Raw genomic sequence first — 16,510 nt, 5'->3', positions numbered from 1 at the left:
GCGGATGGGACCTTTCCGACAGACGACTCGGGCCGCGCCCCTCTCGGGGCGTTCAAGTCCCCCAGTATAGGACGGACCCGCACCCCGGGGTGGGGTGCGGGTGCTTAAAAGATCCTGCTTTGCGACGGCCGTGCAGCGGCGCGTCACCCGGCGACGCCGACGTACACGACGGCGTTGTTGCCGCCGGTGCACTTGTACGTCGCGTCGCTCCCGCTCATCGAGCCCAACGTGCAGTTCATGGTGTAGGTCTTCTTGGTCGTGGGACTGTACGCGCGGACGGTCAGGTACCTGGCACCGATGTCCTCCTCCCACACCGCGTCGGCCACGTTCTTGGCGAAGGGGCAGCTGGTCGACGAATTCCCCGTCACGCCCCCGTTGCCGCAGTATTCGAGACCGGCGTCGGCGCCCCAGATGTTCCGGCCGCCCCGTCCCCCGTCGCGCACCCGCTCGGTTTCCGTCACGGTCTCCCGCGCGGGGGCCGCCGCGGTGGGGTCGGGCCGGTCCGGAGCCGGCGGCGCCTGCAGCTGGCCCGCGTCGGCGACGGTGGCCGCACCATCGTCCGAGCCTCCCCCGAAGGCCATCGCGGCAACGACGCCCAGTACCAGCGCGAGCACCGCGAGGAGCCCGATCAACAGGTGGACGAGGCCATTGCCCCCGCTTCCCCCGCCCCCTCCCGGAGGGTGCATCGGTTGCTGCGGCGGAGTCCATTGGTGGGTCATCGCGGGAGGCCCTTCTCGGAGTTCAACGCCCGTTTCGGCGCATGCCACCACAGTATCCCGGAAACGGCGAAACCCCCGGCCACCTCCCGAAAACGGGGAGGGCCGGGGGCCTGCTGCGGCGCAAACCGGAGGGACGTCCTACTCGGCGTCGTCGGCCAGCGCGATCATGCCGTAGTCGTAGGCATGGCGGCGGTAGACCACGGACGGGCGTCCGGTGGCCTCGTCGACGAAGAGGAAGAAGTCGTGGCCGACGAGTTCCATCTCCGACAGCGCGTCATCCACGGACATCGGGGTGGCGGAGTGCTCCTTGGTGCGGACGACCTTGCCCAGCTGGATCTCCTCGACCTGATCCTCGTACGGATCGGCCTTCGGGGCGGAGCCGGAGGCCTCGTCGACCAGCGCGGCGGTCGCCTCGCCCACGGAAATGGGGGCGCGGTGGCCGGAGCGGCTGATCTTGCGGCGGGCCTTCACCTTGCGCAGGGAACGCTCCATCTTGCCCAGGGCGGACTCGAGGGCGGCGTAGAAGCTGTCCTCCTTCGCCTCCGCGCGGGCGAGGTGGCCCTTGCCGGTGGCGGTGATCTGGATGCGGTCCGAGCGGTCCGCGCGGCGCGGGTTCGGCTCGTGCTGCAGCTCCACGTGGAAGAACGTCAGGGTCGGATCGAGGCGCTCAATCTTGGCGAGCTTGCCGTTGACTCGCTCGGCGAAGTGTTCCGGGACCTCCACGTTGCGCCCGGTGATGGTCACCTGGGCATTGGGGCTGAGGACCTCGTTGTTGTCAGCAGGTGTCGTCACTTGCTTCCTACCTCCCGGTATGGCCACCGCCCTTCCGTGAGCGGGATTACTCACGGCGTCCACGGTGACGCGACTAACTGTGCCTCCAGGATACAGACGCGGGTACCCCCGCTGCCACGAACCTCCCGTCCGATTCGCCGCCCGGTTCGGCATATCGGGGGCGGCGCGCCCTAGGCGTGCGAAAACACGATCACGCCCTCGACCCGGACCCCCATCGACGACAGCACGAGCACCGACTGCGCGGCGGTCGCGCCGGTCGTCGCCACGTCGTCGACGAGCACCACCGGCCCCCTCGCGGAGCCCGCCGGCACGATCTTCCCGGCGATGTTCGCCCGCCGCCCGGCGGCGGTGAGCCCGGCCGAATCCTCCGCCTCCTCGACGGTCCGCAGCAGCCGCGCCACCCGCGCGCCCGGCATCCGCGCGGCGGCCACCGCGCATGCCGCGGCGACCGGGTCGCCTCCCCTGCGCCGGGCCGCCGACGCCCTGGTCGGCGCGGGCACCAGCGTCAACGGGCTTTGCGACGGATGGGGCAACGCCCCCTCGGCCATGAGCCTGAGCAACGCCGCACCCGTCACCGACCCCATGACACGGCGCGCGGCGGCGTCGCAACGCTCTTTCGCCGCCAGCACGACCGCCCGCCGGGGCCCCGAATACGAACCGCAGGACCACACCGGCGCGGGCACGTGCACGCGCGGCGCCAGCGGCACCGGCGGCGACGCGAACACCCGCCGGCACGACGGGCACACGTCCCCCGGCTCGCCGCACCCGGGGCAGGCCCGGGGCACCGCGGCGTCGAGCAATTCCCCCCACATGCCCGCGAGGCTACTCGGCGGTCACCGGCGCCGCGCGCCCCGCCACTCCCGGCACCGCACGCCAGAACTGGGCCTCGCCTTCGCCGGTGACCAGCTCCATCAGGGCGTTGTCGTCGAGGGCGTAGATCTTCGACGACGTCGCCGACACCACCGACACCGGCGGGCTGAGGTTGAGCTTCGGCAGCATGTAATTCACCGAGCCGTCCGGGTAGATGCGCCACATCGGCGCGGTGTCGCCGTAGGCGCCGACGATGATCGTCGAATTGGGCGCCCACGCCAGCGTCACCGGGGTGATGCCCTCGGTCAGCGACAGCTCGCGGGCGTTGACCAGCCGCCACGGCCCGGACTCGCTCTGCTCGATGGTCGCGATCCAGATCTTGCCCCCGGCGATGATGGCGACCTGGGTGCCCGACGGGTCCACCCGCAGCTCCGAAATGCCGCCGCCGACCTCGGCGATGCCGGAGACGTCGATTTCCTCGAAGCCGGGAACCGCCGAGCCGGTGCCGACCAGCCGCATGACGCGCTCGCCGTCGACGACCGTCCACACCGACGCGGCGTCGGGCGACCAGCTGGGGCGGGTCAGGCTCTGGGCGCTGAGCACGACCTCCGGCTCATCGCCGGCGCGGCCGAGCAGCAGCGACGATTCGCCGGTGCCGCCGCGGTCGGTGCGCGACACCGCCGCGATCAGCCGGGTGCCGGCCTCGTCGACGCCTACGCCGGCGGACACCAGCACCTCGCCGCCCTGCGACGCCCATCCGGGCAGCGCCCGCTCGCGGCCGTCGGCGACTTCGACGACGCCGCCGGCCTCGACCGCGTGCAGCGGTGCGCGATCGGCCGGCCCCTTGGTCGGGTCCAGCGGGCGCAGTTCGTCGCTGTCGCGCGTCCACGGCCCCGGGTGCGACTCGATCAGCGGTGCGCCGTCGGCCTCCAGCAGCCACGGTCCCCGCACGTCGGCGGTGGACAGCGTCCACACGATCTGCGCGGCCAGCAGCCCGCGCAGGGTCTCGTCCAGGTCGCCCAGCCCGGTCAGCCGGATGACGCGCCCCGGCCCTTCTTCCTGGCGGCCGACCTCCACCCGGGTCTCCGGGGGCAGCGCCGAGGTCACGCCCGGCACGAGCCTGTTCCGGGGCCCGCCGCCCATGGTGTTCAGCAGTTCCGTCGCGGCATCGTCGACGCCGCGGTAGATCCAGCGCCGATCGGGCACCAGATGGTTGCCCGACGGGTCGACGAAGTACACGTTGCGCGGCGCATGGCTGTCGAGGAACGCCTGGCGCTCCAGCAGGACGCCGTCGGGCAGCTCGGCGATGCGCCACTGCCCCTCGGTGGTCATGCGCAGCTCGACCGAGTCCTCGTACAGCGCCGACTGCGTCTCGTAGGCCCAGTTGGCCGCCAGATTGCCGACGATCGCCGCGCGGGTGTCGAACCTGCGCGAGTTCCCGTCGCCGTCGTCGCCGCCGTCGCCGATGACGTTGATGCCGTCGACGATCCACGTGCTGCCGTGCGGGTTCCACCGCGCGCGGGCCTCGTCGGTGAGGAACGCCCGCGCCGCGGCGTAGTCGTCGCCGGGGTGCGCCGACGCCGCGTAGAAGTCGCGCAGCACCAGGTCCGGGGCCGCGTCCGGCCGGGGCTCGGGCACCTCGATGTCGTGCGCGGGCGCCTCGAAGGTGCGGATCGCCTGCGGCGTCGTGTCGCCGGGCATGGTCGTGCAGCCGGACAGCGCCAGGACGGCCACGCCGGCCAGCGCCACGAAAGAGCGGGCGCCCTTCCTGCGGGATCGGATGCGGGCGGTCATGCCTGGCCTCCCTCGGCGTCGATGTCGCGCTGTTCGCGCTTGACGACGATGGCGTCGAGCACCTCTGTCTTCGGCACCGGAGCGGGCGCCCCGGGCACGTCCAACGGCAGCGGTTCCGTATCCACGGGACCGCCGGGTTCCAGCGGCAGCCGCAGCCGGAAACAGCTGCCCCGGCCGGGCACGCCATGCACGTCGAGGCGCCCGCCGTGGAGCAGCACGTCCTCGCGGGCGATGGCCAGGCCCAGGCCGGTGCCGCCGGTGCGCCGCTCGCGGGACGGGTCGGCGCGCCAGAACCGGTTGAACACCAGCTCCTCCTGTTCCGGCTTCAACCCGACGCCGCGGTCGGTGACCGAGCAGGCCACGACGTGGTCGTCGGCGCGCACCGCCACGACGACGGGATTGCCTTCCGAGTGGTCGATCGCATTGGCCATGAGATTGCGCAGCACCCGTTCCACGCGCCGAGAATCGACGATGGCGGGCACCGGCTCCTCCGGCATGTCCAGGACGACCGACGTCCCGGACTCCTGGGCGACGACCTGCAACGGCTGGAACGCGGATTCGACGCAGCGGCGCATGTCGACGCGTTCGGCGGACAGGTCCGCGACACCGGCGTCGTGGCGGGAAATCTCCAGCAGGTCGGCGAGGAGCATTTCGAAGCGGTCCAGCTCCGCGATCATCAGCTCGGAGGCGCGGCGGGTGGCCGGGTCGAGGTCCTCGGCACCGTCGGCGATCAGGTCCGCGGCCATGCGGACCGTGGTCAGCGGCGTGCGCAGCTCGTGGGAGACGTCGGAGGTGAACTGGCGCTGCAGGTCGCCGTACTCCTCGAGCTGGTGGATCTGCAGCGACAGGGACTCCGCCATCTTGTTGAAGCTCACGGCCAGGCGGGCCATCTCGTCCTCGCCCTCCACGGCCATCCGCTCGCGCAGGTGCCCGGAGGCGAAACGCTCCGAAATCCGCGCCGCCGACCGCACCGGGCCCGTCACCTGGTTGGCGAACAGCCACGTGATGCCCACGAGCAGCAGCGTCATGACCACGGTCGCGCCGGCGAACAGGCCACGGACGAGGGCCAGCGTCGACTCCTCCGACGACAGCGGCATGATCAGGTACAACTCGAGGCCCGGCACGTCCGACGCCGTCGGGGTGCCGATGACCAGCGCCGAATAATTCGAGCCGTCGCGGCCGTCCATGGTCGCGTACTGGTAGCTGATCTGGCCCTGCTGGATGAAGGGCCGCAGCTGCGTGGGCACGTAACCGTCGACGGGCGACCGCACGGCCTCCCCGTCGGTCCCGGGGGCGATGAGCACGACCTCGTACACGGTGGAGGAGCTGTTCGACGTGCCCGTCTCGCGCTCCGCCATCGCCTCGCGGCCCGCGTTGAGCTTCGCCTGGGTGCCGTCGGCGCCCGATGCGGCGATGGCCTGCTCAACCAGCACGCGCGCACGGTCGATCTCCTCGTTGGCGACGTTGAACTTCTCGTCGAGCAGCCGCTGCGCGACGATGGACACCAGCGCGAAACCGAGCATGCCGACGACCAGCACCGACACCACCATCACGGAGGTGACCACGCGGACCTGCAGAGACGTGCGCCACGAGCGCATGACGCGGCTCCACGCCGCGCCCATCCGGTCCCCCAGATCCCGCAATCCCTCCCTCATGCGTCCCCGCTACTCGCCGGTCTTGTACCCGACGCCGCGGACCGTCAGCACGATCCGCGGATTCTCCGGGTCCTGCTCGATCTTCGAGCGCAGGCGCTGGACGTGGACGTTGACCAGACGGGTGTCCGACGAATGGCGGTAACCCCACACCTTCTCCAGCAGCTCCTCGCGGCTGAAGACCTGCTTGGGGCGCTGCGCCAGGGCGAGCAGCAGATCGAACTCCAGCGGCGTCAGCGCGATCTCGCTGCCGTTGCGCGACACGGCGTGGCCCGGCACGTCGATGACCAGATCACCGACCTCGAGCAGCTCGCCCGGCTCGTCGTCCCGGCGGCGCAGGCGCGCGCGGACGCGGGCGACGAGCTCCTTCGGCTTGAAGGGCTTGGTCACGTAGTCGTCGGCGCCGGACTCCGGGCCCAGCACCACGTCGACGGTGTCGGTCTTGGCGGTGAGCATGATGATCGGCACCGCGCTTTCCTCGCGGACGTTGCGGCACACGTCGACGCCGCCCATGCCGGGCAGCATCAGATCCAGCAGGATCAGATCGGGGTTCTCGCGCGACGCCGCCGCGACGGCTTCCAGCCCGTCGCCCACCACCACCGTGTCGAAGCCCTCCCTCTGGAGGACCATGGTCAACATTTCGGCGATGGCGGGGTCGTCGTCGACGACCAGGATTTTGGCGCTCATGCGCCCCATCCTATCCGCCCGGGCGGATCGACCGTTCGAGGTCCGCGATGACGCGTTCCGCGAGTCCCCCGGCCGAGTCCCCGGCGACGTGCCACGGCGAGGCCCACGACTCCGCCGCCAGGTCCGAATACGCCCGGGCGACGCGGTCCTGCAGACCACCGTCGCGTTCGTAGGCGTCGCGCGTGCGGGACTCGTCGGCGGCCTCGCGGTTCTTCGCGCGCCGCGCGGCCTCCGCCACTCCCGTGCCCAGGTGGACCTGCAGGTCCGGCACCGGCATCCCGTGCCGGCCGAACTCCTGGTCGCGCACCCACTCGACGACCGCCCGGTCGCCGGTGCGACCCCACGAGTACGCGGCGTTCGACGCCACGTACCGGTCGAGGACCAGCACGTCGGCCCCCTCGGTGGCCGCGATCACCTCGTCGCGCATGTCCCGCCGGTCCAGCGCGAACAGCAGGGCCATGGCCCAGGCGGATTCGGCGACGTCGCCGAGCCGCCCGTGCAGGGCGTCGTCGGCGAAATCGGCGAAGGGAGTGCGGCCGTACGCGGGAAAACCGAGCTTGGCGACGGCCAGCCCGGCGTCGGCAAGCTCTTTTTCCAGGGCACGCGACAGGGTGTTCTTGCCCGCCCCGTCGATGCCCTCGATGGCGACGATGTAGCCCATGGCGGCGACGTCCCCGGCCTAGTAGCGGTAGTGCTCGGGCTTGTACGGGCCCTCGACGTCGACGCCGATGTACTCCGCCTGCTCCTTGGACAGGGTGGTCAGCGAACCGCCCAGGGCCTCCACGTGGATGCGGGCGACCTTCTCGTCCAGGATCTTCGGCAGGCGGTAGACCTGGTTGTCGTACTCGTCGCCCTTGGTGAACAGCTCGATCTGCGCGATCGTCTGGTCGGCGAAGGACGTCGACATGACGAACGACGGATGGCCGGTGGCGTTGCCCAGGTTGAGCAGACGGCCCTCCGACAGGACGATCAGCGACTTGACCTCGCCGTCCTCGTGTTCGAAGCGGTACTCCGCGACCTGAGGCTTGATCTCGATGCGCTCGACGTCGTCGCGATGGTGCAGCGAGTGCATGTCGATCTCGTTGTCGAAGTGGCCGATGTTGCCCAGCAGGGCGTGGTCCTTCATCTTGCGCATCTGATCGAAGGTGATGATGCCCATGTTGCCCGTCGCCGTGATGACCACGTCGGCGTCGGCGATGGCATCGTCGACCGTGACGACCGGGAAACCGTCCATCAGCGCCTGCAGCGCGTTGATCGGGTCGGCCTCGGTGACCGACACCCGCGCGCCCTGGCCGGCCAGCGCCTCCGCCGACCCCTTGCCCACGTCGCCGTAGCCGCAGACCAGGACGTTCTTGCCGCCCAGCAGCATGTCGGTGCCGCGGTTGAGGCCGTCGAGCAGGCTGTGGCGGGTACCGTACTTGTTGTCGAACTTCGACTTGGTCACGGCGTCGTTGACGTTCATGGCCGGGAAGGGCAGCGTGCCCTCCTCCGCGAAGTGGTACAAGCGGTGGACGCCCGTGGTGGTCTCCTCGGTGACGCCCTTGACGGCCTCGGCCGTGCGGGTCCACAGGTCGGGCTTCTCCGCCAGGACGCGGCGCAGCATGTCCTTGAAGGCGACGAACTCGTCGGAGTCGTCCTCCTCCACCGGCGGGACCACGCCGGCCTCCTCGTACTGGCGGCCGCGGATGACCGCCATGGTGGCGTCGCCGCCGTCGTCGAGGATCATGTTCGGCAGCTCGTCGCCCCAGTCGAAGATGCGCTCCAGGCACCACCAGTACTCGTCGAGGGTCTCGCCCTTCCACGCGAACACCGGCACGCCCTTCGGAACCTCCGGGGTGCCCTCCGGCCCGACGACGACGGCCGCGGCGGCCTCGTCCTGGGTCGAGTAGATGTTGCACGACGCCCAGCGGACCTCGGCACCGAGCGCCACCAGGGTCTCGATGAGCACGGCCGTCTGGACCGTCATGTGGATGGAACCGGCGATGCGGGCGCCGGCCAGCGGCTGCTCCTCGCGGTACTCCTCGCGCAGGGCCATCAGGCCGGGCATCTCGTGCTCCGCCAGGCGGATCTGATGGCGGCCCGCCTCGGCGAGCGAGATATCGGCGACCTTGTGCTCGATGACAGTCTGGGACATGCGACCTCTTCCGTGTTCGTTGCGCGCCGTTCGTTGCGGGATCAGCGCGCCGTGGGATCGCCCACCAGGCTAGTTCACGGCTTCGGCGAAGTCCTCGACGGCCTCTTGCTCGTCTTCCGGCAGCCCGGGCACCAGAACCTCGAAGGCCTCGGCGGCGGCCTCGCGCAGCTCCTCGGGGCAGGAGCCGATCCCCTCGCGGATGAAGGGGTACTCGTCGACCAGCTGGCCGGCGCTGAACGGCGCACCCGACCAGATGGCCGCGACGGTGGCGGCACCGAGGCCCGCGCGCGCCTCGTCGTCGTCGTCGGCGTCGCCCGCAGCCAGACGGCACGCATCGCGCAGCGCCTCCGCCAGCTCGTCGTCCTCCAGGCTCGAGACCTCCTCGAACAAGTCGGTGACGACGTCGCTGCTGAAGATGATGGAATCCCAGGTTGACATTGGCGCTACTCCTTCGGGGCCTGTTCGGGATCGCACGGGGCGCGGGGCCGGCGGCGACGCCCCATACCCCGATGTTCTACCCCACTCCCCCGCCCGGCGGCGACAACCACGGGGAAAAATGGCGTCTCCATAGACTCTTCCTGGAGTGGCGGGTCGCTCACCCTTCCGCTTAGATAACGAGTGTGTTAAGTTAACCGACCAAACGGTGACCAAATCGTTATATCGACCGGATTCCCCAGGGAAGGGAGCGAGCGACATGCGCGCAAGGACCGCGGGCCTCGGAATCGCCGCCATCATGGCCGCCGCCACGGCGGGCTGCGCCGGTGCCTCGGCCGTCGACGGGCCCGCCGCCCCTTCCGTCGCCGGCGAGGGCCAGCTGCCCCGCGTTCCCGACGACTCTGCTCTCGGCGCAGACGGCGGCGGTTCGCCGTCCGCGACCTCCGCGATCACCGACGCCCCGGACCGGGCCACCACCGTCGTGCCCTCGCCGCCGCGTTCCGGCCGGGACGTCCGCGCGCCGCGCGCCGACGACCCCTACCTGCCCCCGCGCGCCGTGATCCCCGACGCCACCGGCACCCCGACCGCCCCGGCCCCGGCCGATCCCCCGACGTCGACGCCCGCGCCGCCGACCACCGCGCCGGAGGAGACGACTACCCCCACGTTGCCGAACCCGCAGCGCCCCAGGCCGTTGCTGCCGCCGGGCGGCGAGCTGCCGGACCTGCCCCAGTGGGAACTGGACGCCCCTTCCGGAGGCAAGGAACCCGACAAGGGCGACTCGACCACCGGCACCGATGCCACGGACGACTCGAACGACTCCGCCGATTCGGGCAATCCCGCTGATTCCGGCGACTCCGGCGACTCCGGCGATTCCGATGGCCGGGCCACGACGCCGAACGCCCCCGCGACGGCCACCGGCGCTCCCTCGGACCGCTAGAACTGTTAGGACCGCCAGGACCGCCAGGGCGGACCAGGGATCGACCCCGGATCCACTCCGGACCTTCTCCGGCAGCTACTCCGGAACCGAGGCGACGAACGCGGACACGGGGCCATCGCCCATCGCCCGCAGAACGCGCGGCGGCTCGTCGGCGGGCACCCACGCGGCGCCTCCCCGCGGCAGCTCCACGGAGCCGGCCGACGACGACACTTCGGCCTCGCCCTCGACGACGAGGATGATCATCGCGCCGGTGCGCGGGACCTCCACCTGCCCGCCCTCCGGCACCTCGACGCCGACCAGGCGGAATTCACCCGCATCAGTGGGGTACGACGACACCACGCCGTCGACGACGGGACGCACCACGGGATCCTCGGCGGGAGAGAAGTCCAGGACGCGGAGCAGCTCGACGACGTCGACGTGCTTCGACGTCAGGCCGCCGCGCAGGACGTTGTCCGAGTTCGCCATGATCTCCACGCCCATGCCCGACAGGTATGCGTGCAGCTGGCCGGCGCCGAGGTAGATGCCCTCGCCCGGCTCCAACGTGATGCGGTTGAGCAGCATCGACGCCAACACACCCGGATCCCCCGGGTATCGGGCGGCGATGTCGGCGGTCGTGGCCGCGACCTCCCCGATCCACCCGCCGCCGCCGTACGCCGCGCAGGCGGCGCGGACGGTCTCGACCAGATCACCGAGAACCCGCGTCGGCAGGGTCAGCCAGGTGGTGAACAGGGCGCGCAGGCCCTCCACCGGCGACGGGGCGTCCAGCAGAACCGTGTAATGGCCGAGCTCGGGGATCGCCAGCTCGTCGAAAAGCTCCTTGGTCGCGTCGACCGGGCGGAACCCCGCGAGCGCGTCGAACCGCGTCAGGGCGACGATGAGCTCCGGCTTGTGGTTCGCGTCGCGGTAATTGCGGTGGCGCGCGGTCGGCGGGATGCCGCGCTCGTTCTCCGCGGCGAAGCCCTCCTTCGCCTGCGCCAGCGTCGGATGCGCCTGCAGCGACAGCGGCTCGGACGCCGCGAGGATCTTCAGCAGGAACGGCAGGGTGCCGTCGGCGACGTCGGCCGCAGGACCGAGCGCGGCGGCCGGATCGTCCGCGATGACCTCGGTCAACGGACGCCCGCCCACGGTGGACGGGGCCAGCGGGTGGGCGCCGAACCAGGCCTCCGCCTGCGGGTGCGCCGACGGCGCCGCCTGCCCCATGAGCTCCGCGATCAACGTGCGCGAACCCCACGGGTACGACTGCATGACAGCGTCGATGCGCTCCATCAGGCCGTCACCCCTCCTCAGGTACATAAGCCGCCGCCGCAGCCACGCGGGCCGCGGTGACGCAGACGTCCACCAGCGGATGGCGGACCTCGGCCTCCTCGGCGGGGCATTCCACGCGGGCCCATTCGAAGGGCTCCAGGCGTGCGCGCACGGTCGGCGCGTCGGCCGGGGAGGTCACGGCAATAACACTCAACGGTAGCATCCGCGGCTCCTCGGCCGGACCATCGATCAGGGGATCGTGGAAGAGATCGTCGAACGCGGCGCCCGGAGCCGGGGACAACGCAGCGGAAGCCCGCAGCATGTCCGACACCGTGGTGCCGTGCGCGGGCAACCCCGCATCGAGCAACCACGCCGCCGCGAGCTCCGCGACGGTGCGCCACACGTCACCCTCGCCGGCCACGACCACGGAATGCCCCCGCATCCACTGCGCCCACTGGCGCGCCGGATTGACCAGCAGATCGCGGTCCGGGGCGCAGGCGATCGACTCGGCGTCGACCGCGTCGGCGACGTCGCCGAGCACCTGGGCGGGCCCCAGGGACGTGACCCGCGCCGCCGTCAACGCCCCCAGCACGGCACCCAGGTAGCCGCAGAAGGAACCGGCGGCCGACAGCGCCGGGCGCGGCACCACCACGGTGCGCGACGACGCCGCACTGCGCACCGGCCCCTCCCCCGGGTCGATGAGCACCGTCGCCGCGCCCCTGCGGTCGGCTTCGGCGAGCACCTCCGCGATCGGGTCGCCCGGATCATCGGTGAGCACGAACACCAGATCCAGCGCCCCGACGAAACGCGGCAGCGACCGGGCGATGGTGATCGGCGCCCGGGCATCGGACGCCAATGCGATGACCGCCTCCGCGGCCAAGCGGGCCCGGGATTCGTTGGTGATCAGGACGACGGCGCGGGGCTCGGGCAGGCCGTCGAAAAGCCCCTCGGCGGCGGCCGACGCCGCGGCCCGCAGGTGCGGGCCCTCGGCGGCCGCGATCAGCGGAAGACTATGCGGATCCATGCCCCCAGCATGCCGCAAAAAGCGTCAGGAGCGGATGATCGACAGCACCTCGTCGACGATCGCGTCGACCTCCTCGCGCGTCGGAGCCTCGACGTTGAGGCGCAGCAGCGGCTCAGTGTTGGAGGCGCGGACGTTGAACCAGGCCTTCGAATCCTTCAGGCCGATGGTCAGGCCGTCGAGCCAATCGTGGGCGCGGGTGCGCGGCGCGAAGAGCTCGGAGATCTTCTCCTGCTTCTCCAGCTGCTCCGCCGCCGAGCCGAGGCGGGAGTTGATCTCGCCCGACTGGGCGTAGCGGTCGAACTCGGCCATGAACTCGCTCAGCGGCTTGTCCTGCTCCGCCAGCGCCGCCAGCACGTGCAATGCGGCGAGCATGCCGGAGTCTGCATTCCAGAACTCGCGGAAGTAGTAGTGCGCGGAGTGCTCGCCGCCGAAGACCGCCGACGTATCCGCCATCTGGGCCTTGATGAACGAGTGGCCAACGCGCGTGCGCACCGGGATGCCCCCGGCCTCGATGATCAGCTCCGGCACCACCGCGGAGGTGATCAGGTTGTGGATGATGACCGCACCCGGATCCTCCTCCAGGTAGCGGGTGGCGATGAGCGCGCAGATCGCCGACGGGCTGACCGGGTCGCCCTTCTCGTCGACGACGAAGCAGCGGTCGGCGTCGCCGTCGAAGGCCAGGCCGATGTCCGCGCCCTGCTCGACCGTGAACTTCTGCAGGTCGACGAGGTTGGCCGGCTCCAGCGGGTTGGCCTCGTGGTTGGGGAAGTTGCCGTCGAGCTCGAAGTACAGGTCGCGCACGTCGCACACGTCGCCGAGGACGGCCGGCGCGGTCAGGCCCGCCATGCCGTTGCCCGCGTCGACGGCCACCGTGAGCTTGCGGCCGCCGGTCAGGTCCACCAGGCCGCGCAGGAACTCCGCGTAGCCGGACAGGACGTCGCGCTCGGTGATCTCGCCGGCCTCGCCGTCGAACTCCGGCACGCCGTCGACCAGCAGATCCTTGATCTCGCCGAGGCCGGTCTCCTGGCCCACCGGGCGCGCGCCGGCACGGCACAGCTTGATGCCGTTGTACTCGGCCGGGTTGTGCGACGCCGTGAACATGGCGCCCGGGCAGTTCAGGGTGCCCGACGCGTAATAGAGCTGGTCGGTGGACGTCAGGCCCAGCATGACCACGTCCACGCCCTGGGCGGCCGCCCCCTCCGCGAAGGCGCGGGACAACCCCGGCGATGAGTCGCGCATGTCGTGGCCGATGGCGATGCGCCCGGCCCCCTCGCGGCGCATCAGCAGACCGAACGCCGCGCCGGCGTCGCGCATCAGGTCCTCGTCGATGCCGTCGCCCACCACACCGCGGACGTCGTAGGCCTTGATCACGGCGTCGATGGCCGCCCGGCTGCGCTTGGTCACTGTGCTGTCCTCGCTCCTAGATGTTCCTGCTTACCGGAGCGAAATGTTACCCCTACTCGTCTTCGGGGTCGGGCACCACGTGCAGATGGGTGCGGGCGGGACGCCGCGACGGATGGCGGGCGGCGTCGACCTGGGCCCAGCGGGGCTCGCCCTCGTCGCGCAGCACCAGGCCCGTGGCCTGGCGCCCGGCTTCGCGGACGGCCTCGGCCAGGGCGGTGAGGTCATCGTCATCGGCGCGGTCGGAAGGCAGGTCGTATCGCACCAGCTCCCAGCCGAGCGGGGCGGTGATGGACTGCGCGTGGCGTTCGCACAGATCCCAGCTATGGGGCTCGCTGGCTGCGGCCAGCGGGCCGACGACGGCGGTGGACTCGGAATACGCGTAGGTCAGGGTGGCGATGGCGGGCTTGCCGCACCCCGGCCTGCAGCAGCGGCGGAATTGACTCACGCCCGAAAGTCTAGACCCTGGGTTGAGGTTTGTGCAGCCGCCCGGCCGGAATCGGCCCCCGGAGCGCCTACGCCGCGGCCGCTGCGCCGGGCCCTAGACTTGGCGCCCATGAACGTCTCCCGCCGCATCGAGCGCCGCGGCCGCGGCCCCCGCGGCCCCCTGCTGCCTCCGGAGGTACCGCGCTGGCGCAGCCGCACCGAGGCGTTCGACCAGGCCGTCCTCGACGCCTACGCCCCCATCGAGGCCCGCTGGCACGACCAGCTGGCCCACCTGGACATCGCCGTGGACACGGTCCCGCTCATGCACCTGCATCCGGGGGCCCTGCTTCCCGACGAGGTCGCCGCCGACGGCCCCATCCCCCTCGGCCGCCTCATCCCCGCCGGCGTCGACCGCCTCGGCCGCCCCACGAGGCCGCGGATCGTGGTGTTCCGCCGGCCCGTCGAAAAGCGCGCGCCATCCCTCGCCGACCTGGAGGACGTGCTGCGCAACGTCCTGGCCCGCCTGGTGGCGGTGCACCTCAACGTCGACCCGTCGGTCGTGGACCCGGGGTACGACGAGGGTCAGTGACCCACGCGAAAAGGACCCGGCATGAACCGGGTCCCATTGCTCTCGCGTTGTCCTCGCGCATCATTCCGCGCGAACGCGGGGCCATCGAATCGCTCCGGCGCTAGCCGATCTGCTTCTTCAGGCGGCGGCGCTCACGCTCCGACAGGCCACCCCAGATGCCAAACCGCTCATCGTTGGCGAGCGCGAATTCCAGGCACTCGTCGCGGACGCCGCAGGCGCGGCAGATGCGCTTGGCCTCGCGGGTGGAGCCGCCCTTCTCGGGGAAGAACGCCTCGGGGTCGGTCTGGGCGCACAGCGCCTGTTCCTGCCAGTCCTCGTCGACCGCCTCGAAAAGTCCGGTCAGATCATCTGCCCAATCCACCATGGGGCGGGGCTGCTCGACTGCCGTCGCTTCGTGCACCTGGGGCTCCCCCACGCTCGAATCCCGTCCCACGGCACGTCCGCCGAACACGGTGGATTCATCCATGCGTGGCCTCCTGCCAGGTTGAACGGGGTGAATAAGTGGTCTCGTGATCGGGTCGGGAGGGGATTCCACCTGGCGGTGAACTCGGTTCCTCCCGCAATCACACACTTGTGATTACACACGTGAAACCCCATGAAGGTCAAGCGGTCGGGTTGATTCACCGTGAAAACTCAGAAAGCCCCCGGAGACCGGTCCCCCCGGCGTGGGGGATGAAGCCGAGGTTGAACCTTTCCCCCGTGCCGGTGATGGTCGTCACACGTCGGTGGAGAACCGCACGCCACCGTCCGGCAGCGTCACCCCGGGCCACACCCTGGCACCCGAAATCAGCTCGCACCGGGCCCCGACGTCGGCGCCTTCGCCGATGACCGCGTCGCGGATGACGCTACGCGGGCCGATGGTCGCACCGGCCGCGATGATCGACCGCTCGATGACCGCCCCGGCACCGATCTTCGCGCCATCGAACACCACGGTCTGATCCAGGCGCGCACCGGCGCCGATCTCCGCACCGCGACCGACGACGGTGCCGCCGTACAGCAGCGCACCCCCGCCGAGCGACGCCGAATCATCGACGAGGGACTCCCCGTGGCGCCCCTCCAGCAGCGGCGACGGCGCGATGCCGCGCACCAGGTCCGAGGACCCGCGCACGAAGTCCCCCGGCGTGCCCATGTCGCGCCAGTACGCGTAGTCGACGTAGCCGTAGACGCGGCGGCCGTTTTCCAGCAGCGCCGGGAAGATCTCGCGCTCGACGCTGATGGCTCGCCCGGCGGGGATCTCGCCGATCAGCTCGCGGCGGAACACGTAGCAGCCGGCGTTGATCTGGTCGGTCGGCGGATCCTGGGTCTTTTCCAGGAACTCGAGCACGCGGCCGTCGTCGTCGGTGGGCACGCAGCCGAACGCGCGCGGGTCGGGCACGCGGACCAGGTGCATGGTCACGTCGGCGTCCTTGTCGGCGTGGGTGGCCAGGATCGCGCCGAGGTCGGTGCCGCCGAGTACGTCGCCGTTGAACACCATGGCCGTGTCGTGGCGCAGGTGGTCGTGGACGTTGCGGATGCCGCCGCCGGTGCCCAGCGGCTCGTCCTCCACCACGTACTCGATCTCCAGGCCCAGGTCGGAGCCATCGCCGAAGTACTCCTCGAAGACCTCCGCCCGGTAGGACGTGCCGAGCACCACGTGCGTCATCCCGGCCGCCTTGATGCGCCCGAGCAGATGCTCGAGGAAGGGCGCCCCGGCGGTGGGCAGCATGGGCTTGGGCGTGCCCACGGTCAGCGGACGCAACCGGGTGCCCTGGCCGCCGACGAGGATGACGGCGTCGGTGTTCGCCGCCAGCTCGGCCGTGTCGGGGGCGGACGTGTCATGGGTGGTCATGGTTGAAGGGTTCCTCCTGGTTTTCGCTTGACGACGG

Annotated in this window: 17 protein-coding genes; 2 read left to right on the top strand and 15 right to left on the bottom strand. The window is 71.1% G+C overall.

The genetic code is table 11. From position 1 onward, the window contains the following. Window positions 1-143: 143 nt before the first annotated feature. The 9 genes from CX1_RS03610 to CX1_RS03570 form a co-directional block, all read right to left on the bottom strand. Complete coding sequence (locus tag CX1_RS03610) at window positions 144-632, bottom strand: hypothetical protein (protein ID WP_052753228.1); 489 nt, start codon at window positions 630-632, stop codon at window positions 144-146. Between the two features lie 225 nt (window positions 633-857). Further along, a complete protein-coding gene (hpf, locus tag CX1_RS03605) occupies window positions 858-1,511 on the bottom strand; it encodes a ribosome hibernation-promoting factor, HPF/YfiA family (RefSeq protein ID WP_046650583.1) in 654 nt (217 codons plus the stop codon). Window positions 1,512-1,681: 170 nt separating this feature from the next. Next, the gene (locus CX1_RS03600; protein WP_060925300.1) at window positions 1,682-2,323 is read right to left on the bottom strand and encodes a ComF family protein; all 642 of its coding nucleotides are present in this window, start codon (window positions 2,321-2,323) and stop codon (window positions 1,682-1,684) included. 10 nt (window positions 2,324-2,333) lie between these two features. After that, window positions 2,334-4,115 carry an LpqB family beta-propeller domain-containing protein gene (locus CX1_RS03595; RefSeq protein WP_060925299.1) on the bottom strand — a complete coding sequence of 594 codons (1,782 nt, stop codon included), beginning with the start codon at window positions 4,113-4,115 and terminating at the stop codon, window positions 2,334-2,336. Continuing rightward, window positions 4,112-5,770, bottom strand: coding sequence for an MtrAB system histidine kinase MtrB (gene mtrB, locus CX1_RS03590; RefSeq protein WP_082719074.1), 1,659 nt, complete (start codon window positions 5,768-5,770; stop codon window positions 4,112-4,114). Before mtrB ends, CX1_RS03595 begins: the two co-directional genes overlap by 4 nt. A gap of 9 nt (window positions 5,771-5,779) precedes the next feature. After that, window positions 5,780-6,454 (bottom strand): MtrAB system response regulator MtrA, encoded by a 675-nt coding sequence (mtrA, locus tag CX1_RS03585; protein WP_046651328.1) that lies wholly within the window; start codon window positions 6,452-6,454, stop codon window positions 5,780-5,782. A gap of 10 nt (window positions 6,455-6,464) precedes the next feature. Then, window positions 6,465-7,115, bottom strand: a complete 651-nt coding sequence (locus CX1_RS03580; RefSeq protein ID WP_046651325.1) for a dTMP kinase — start codon at window positions 7,113-7,115, stop codon at window positions 6,465-6,467. 18 nt (window positions 7,116-7,133) lie between these two features. Continuing rightward, complete coding sequence (gene ahcY, locus CX1_RS03575; protein WP_060925298.1) at window positions 7,134-8,588, bottom strand: adenosylhomocysteinase; 1,455 nt, start codon at window positions 8,586-8,588, stop codon at window positions 7,134-7,136. 69 nt (window positions 8,589-8,657) lie between these two features. Further along, window positions 8,658-9,026, bottom strand: coding sequence for a hypothetical protein (locus CX1_RS03570; protein ID WP_046651324.1), 369 nt, complete (start codon window positions 9,024-9,026; stop codon window positions 8,658-8,660). Between the two features lie 256 nt (window positions 9,027-9,282). Between CX1_RS03570 and CX1_RS03565 the strand changes: the two genes are divergently transcribed. Further along, window positions 9,283-9,960 (top strand): hypothetical protein, encoded by a 678-nt coding sequence (locus CX1_RS03565; RefSeq protein ID WP_060925297.1) that lies wholly within the window; start codon window positions 9,283-9,285, stop codon window positions 9,958-9,960. A gap of 75 nt (window positions 9,961-10,035) precedes the next feature. Here the strand turns inward: CX1_RS03565 and manA are convergent, their stop codons facing one another. From manA to CX1_RS03545, 4 genes are read right to left on the bottom strand one after another with little or no spacing between them, the layout of a single operon-like run. After that, entirely contained in the window at window positions 10,036-11,226 is a 1,191-nt protein-coding gene (manA, locus tag CX1_RS03560) for a mannose-6-phosphate isomerase, class I (protein WP_046649414.1), read from the bottom strand. Window positions 11,227-11,233: 7 nt separating this feature from the next. Continuing rightward, window positions 11,234-12,229: a hypothetical protein gene (locus CX1_RS03555; protein ID WP_060925296.1), complete on the bottom strand. Its 996-nt coding sequence runs from the start codon at window positions 12,227-12,229 to the stop codon at window positions 11,234-11,236. A 24-nt stretch (window positions 12,230-12,253) separates the two neighbouring features. Next, window positions 12,254-13,633 carry a phosphomannomutase/phosphoglucomutase gene (locus CX1_RS03550; protein ID WP_060925295.1) on the bottom strand — a complete coding sequence of 460 codons (1,380 nt, stop codon included), beginning with the start codon at window positions 13,631-13,633 and terminating at the stop codon, window positions 12,254-12,256. Window positions 13,634-13,685: 52 nt separating this feature from the next. Beyond that, the gene (locus CX1_RS03545) at window positions 13,686-14,078 is read right to left on the bottom strand and encodes a DUF3499 domain-containing protein (RefSeq protein WP_060925294.1); all 393 of its coding nucleotides are present in this window, start codon (window positions 14,076-14,078) and stop codon (window positions 13,686-13,688) included. 108 nt (window positions 14,079-14,186) lie between these two features. On the opposite strand from CX1_RS03545, the gene CX1_RS03540 reads away from it, so the two are divergent. Further along, window positions 14,187-14,645 (top strand): metallopeptidase family protein, encoded by a 459-nt coding sequence (locus tag CX1_RS03540; RefSeq protein WP_060925293.1) that lies wholly within the window; start codon window positions 14,187-14,189, stop codon window positions 14,643-14,645. A 100-nt stretch (window positions 14,646-14,745) separates the two neighbouring features. Here CX1_RS03540 and CX1_RS03535 read toward each other — a convergent pair whose 3' ends face one another. Together CX1_RS03535 and manB are read right to left on the bottom strand one after the other, a co-directional pair. After that, a complete protein-coding gene (locus tag CX1_RS03535) occupies window positions 14,746-15,009 on the bottom strand; it encodes a WhiB family transcriptional regulator (protein ID WP_174520149.1) in 264 nt (87 codons plus the stop codon). 351 nt (window positions 15,010-15,360) lie between these two features. Beyond that, complete coding sequence (gene manB / locus CX1_RS03530) at window positions 15,361-16,473, bottom strand: mannose-1-phosphate guanylyltransferase (protein WP_046649418.1); 1,113 nt, start codon at window positions 16,471-16,473, stop codon at window positions 15,361-15,363. Window positions 16,474-16,510: the final 37 nt, after the last annotated feature.

This window comes from Corynebacterium xerosis NBRC 16721 = ATCC 373, assembly GCF_001552415.1.
Lineage (GTDB): Bacteria > Actinomycetota > Actinomycetes > Mycobacteriales > Mycobacteriaceae > Corynebacterium > Corynebacterium xerosis.
Note: the sequence above shows the minus strand (reverse complement) of the source record. Positions and strands in the feature narration are given on the sequence as shown.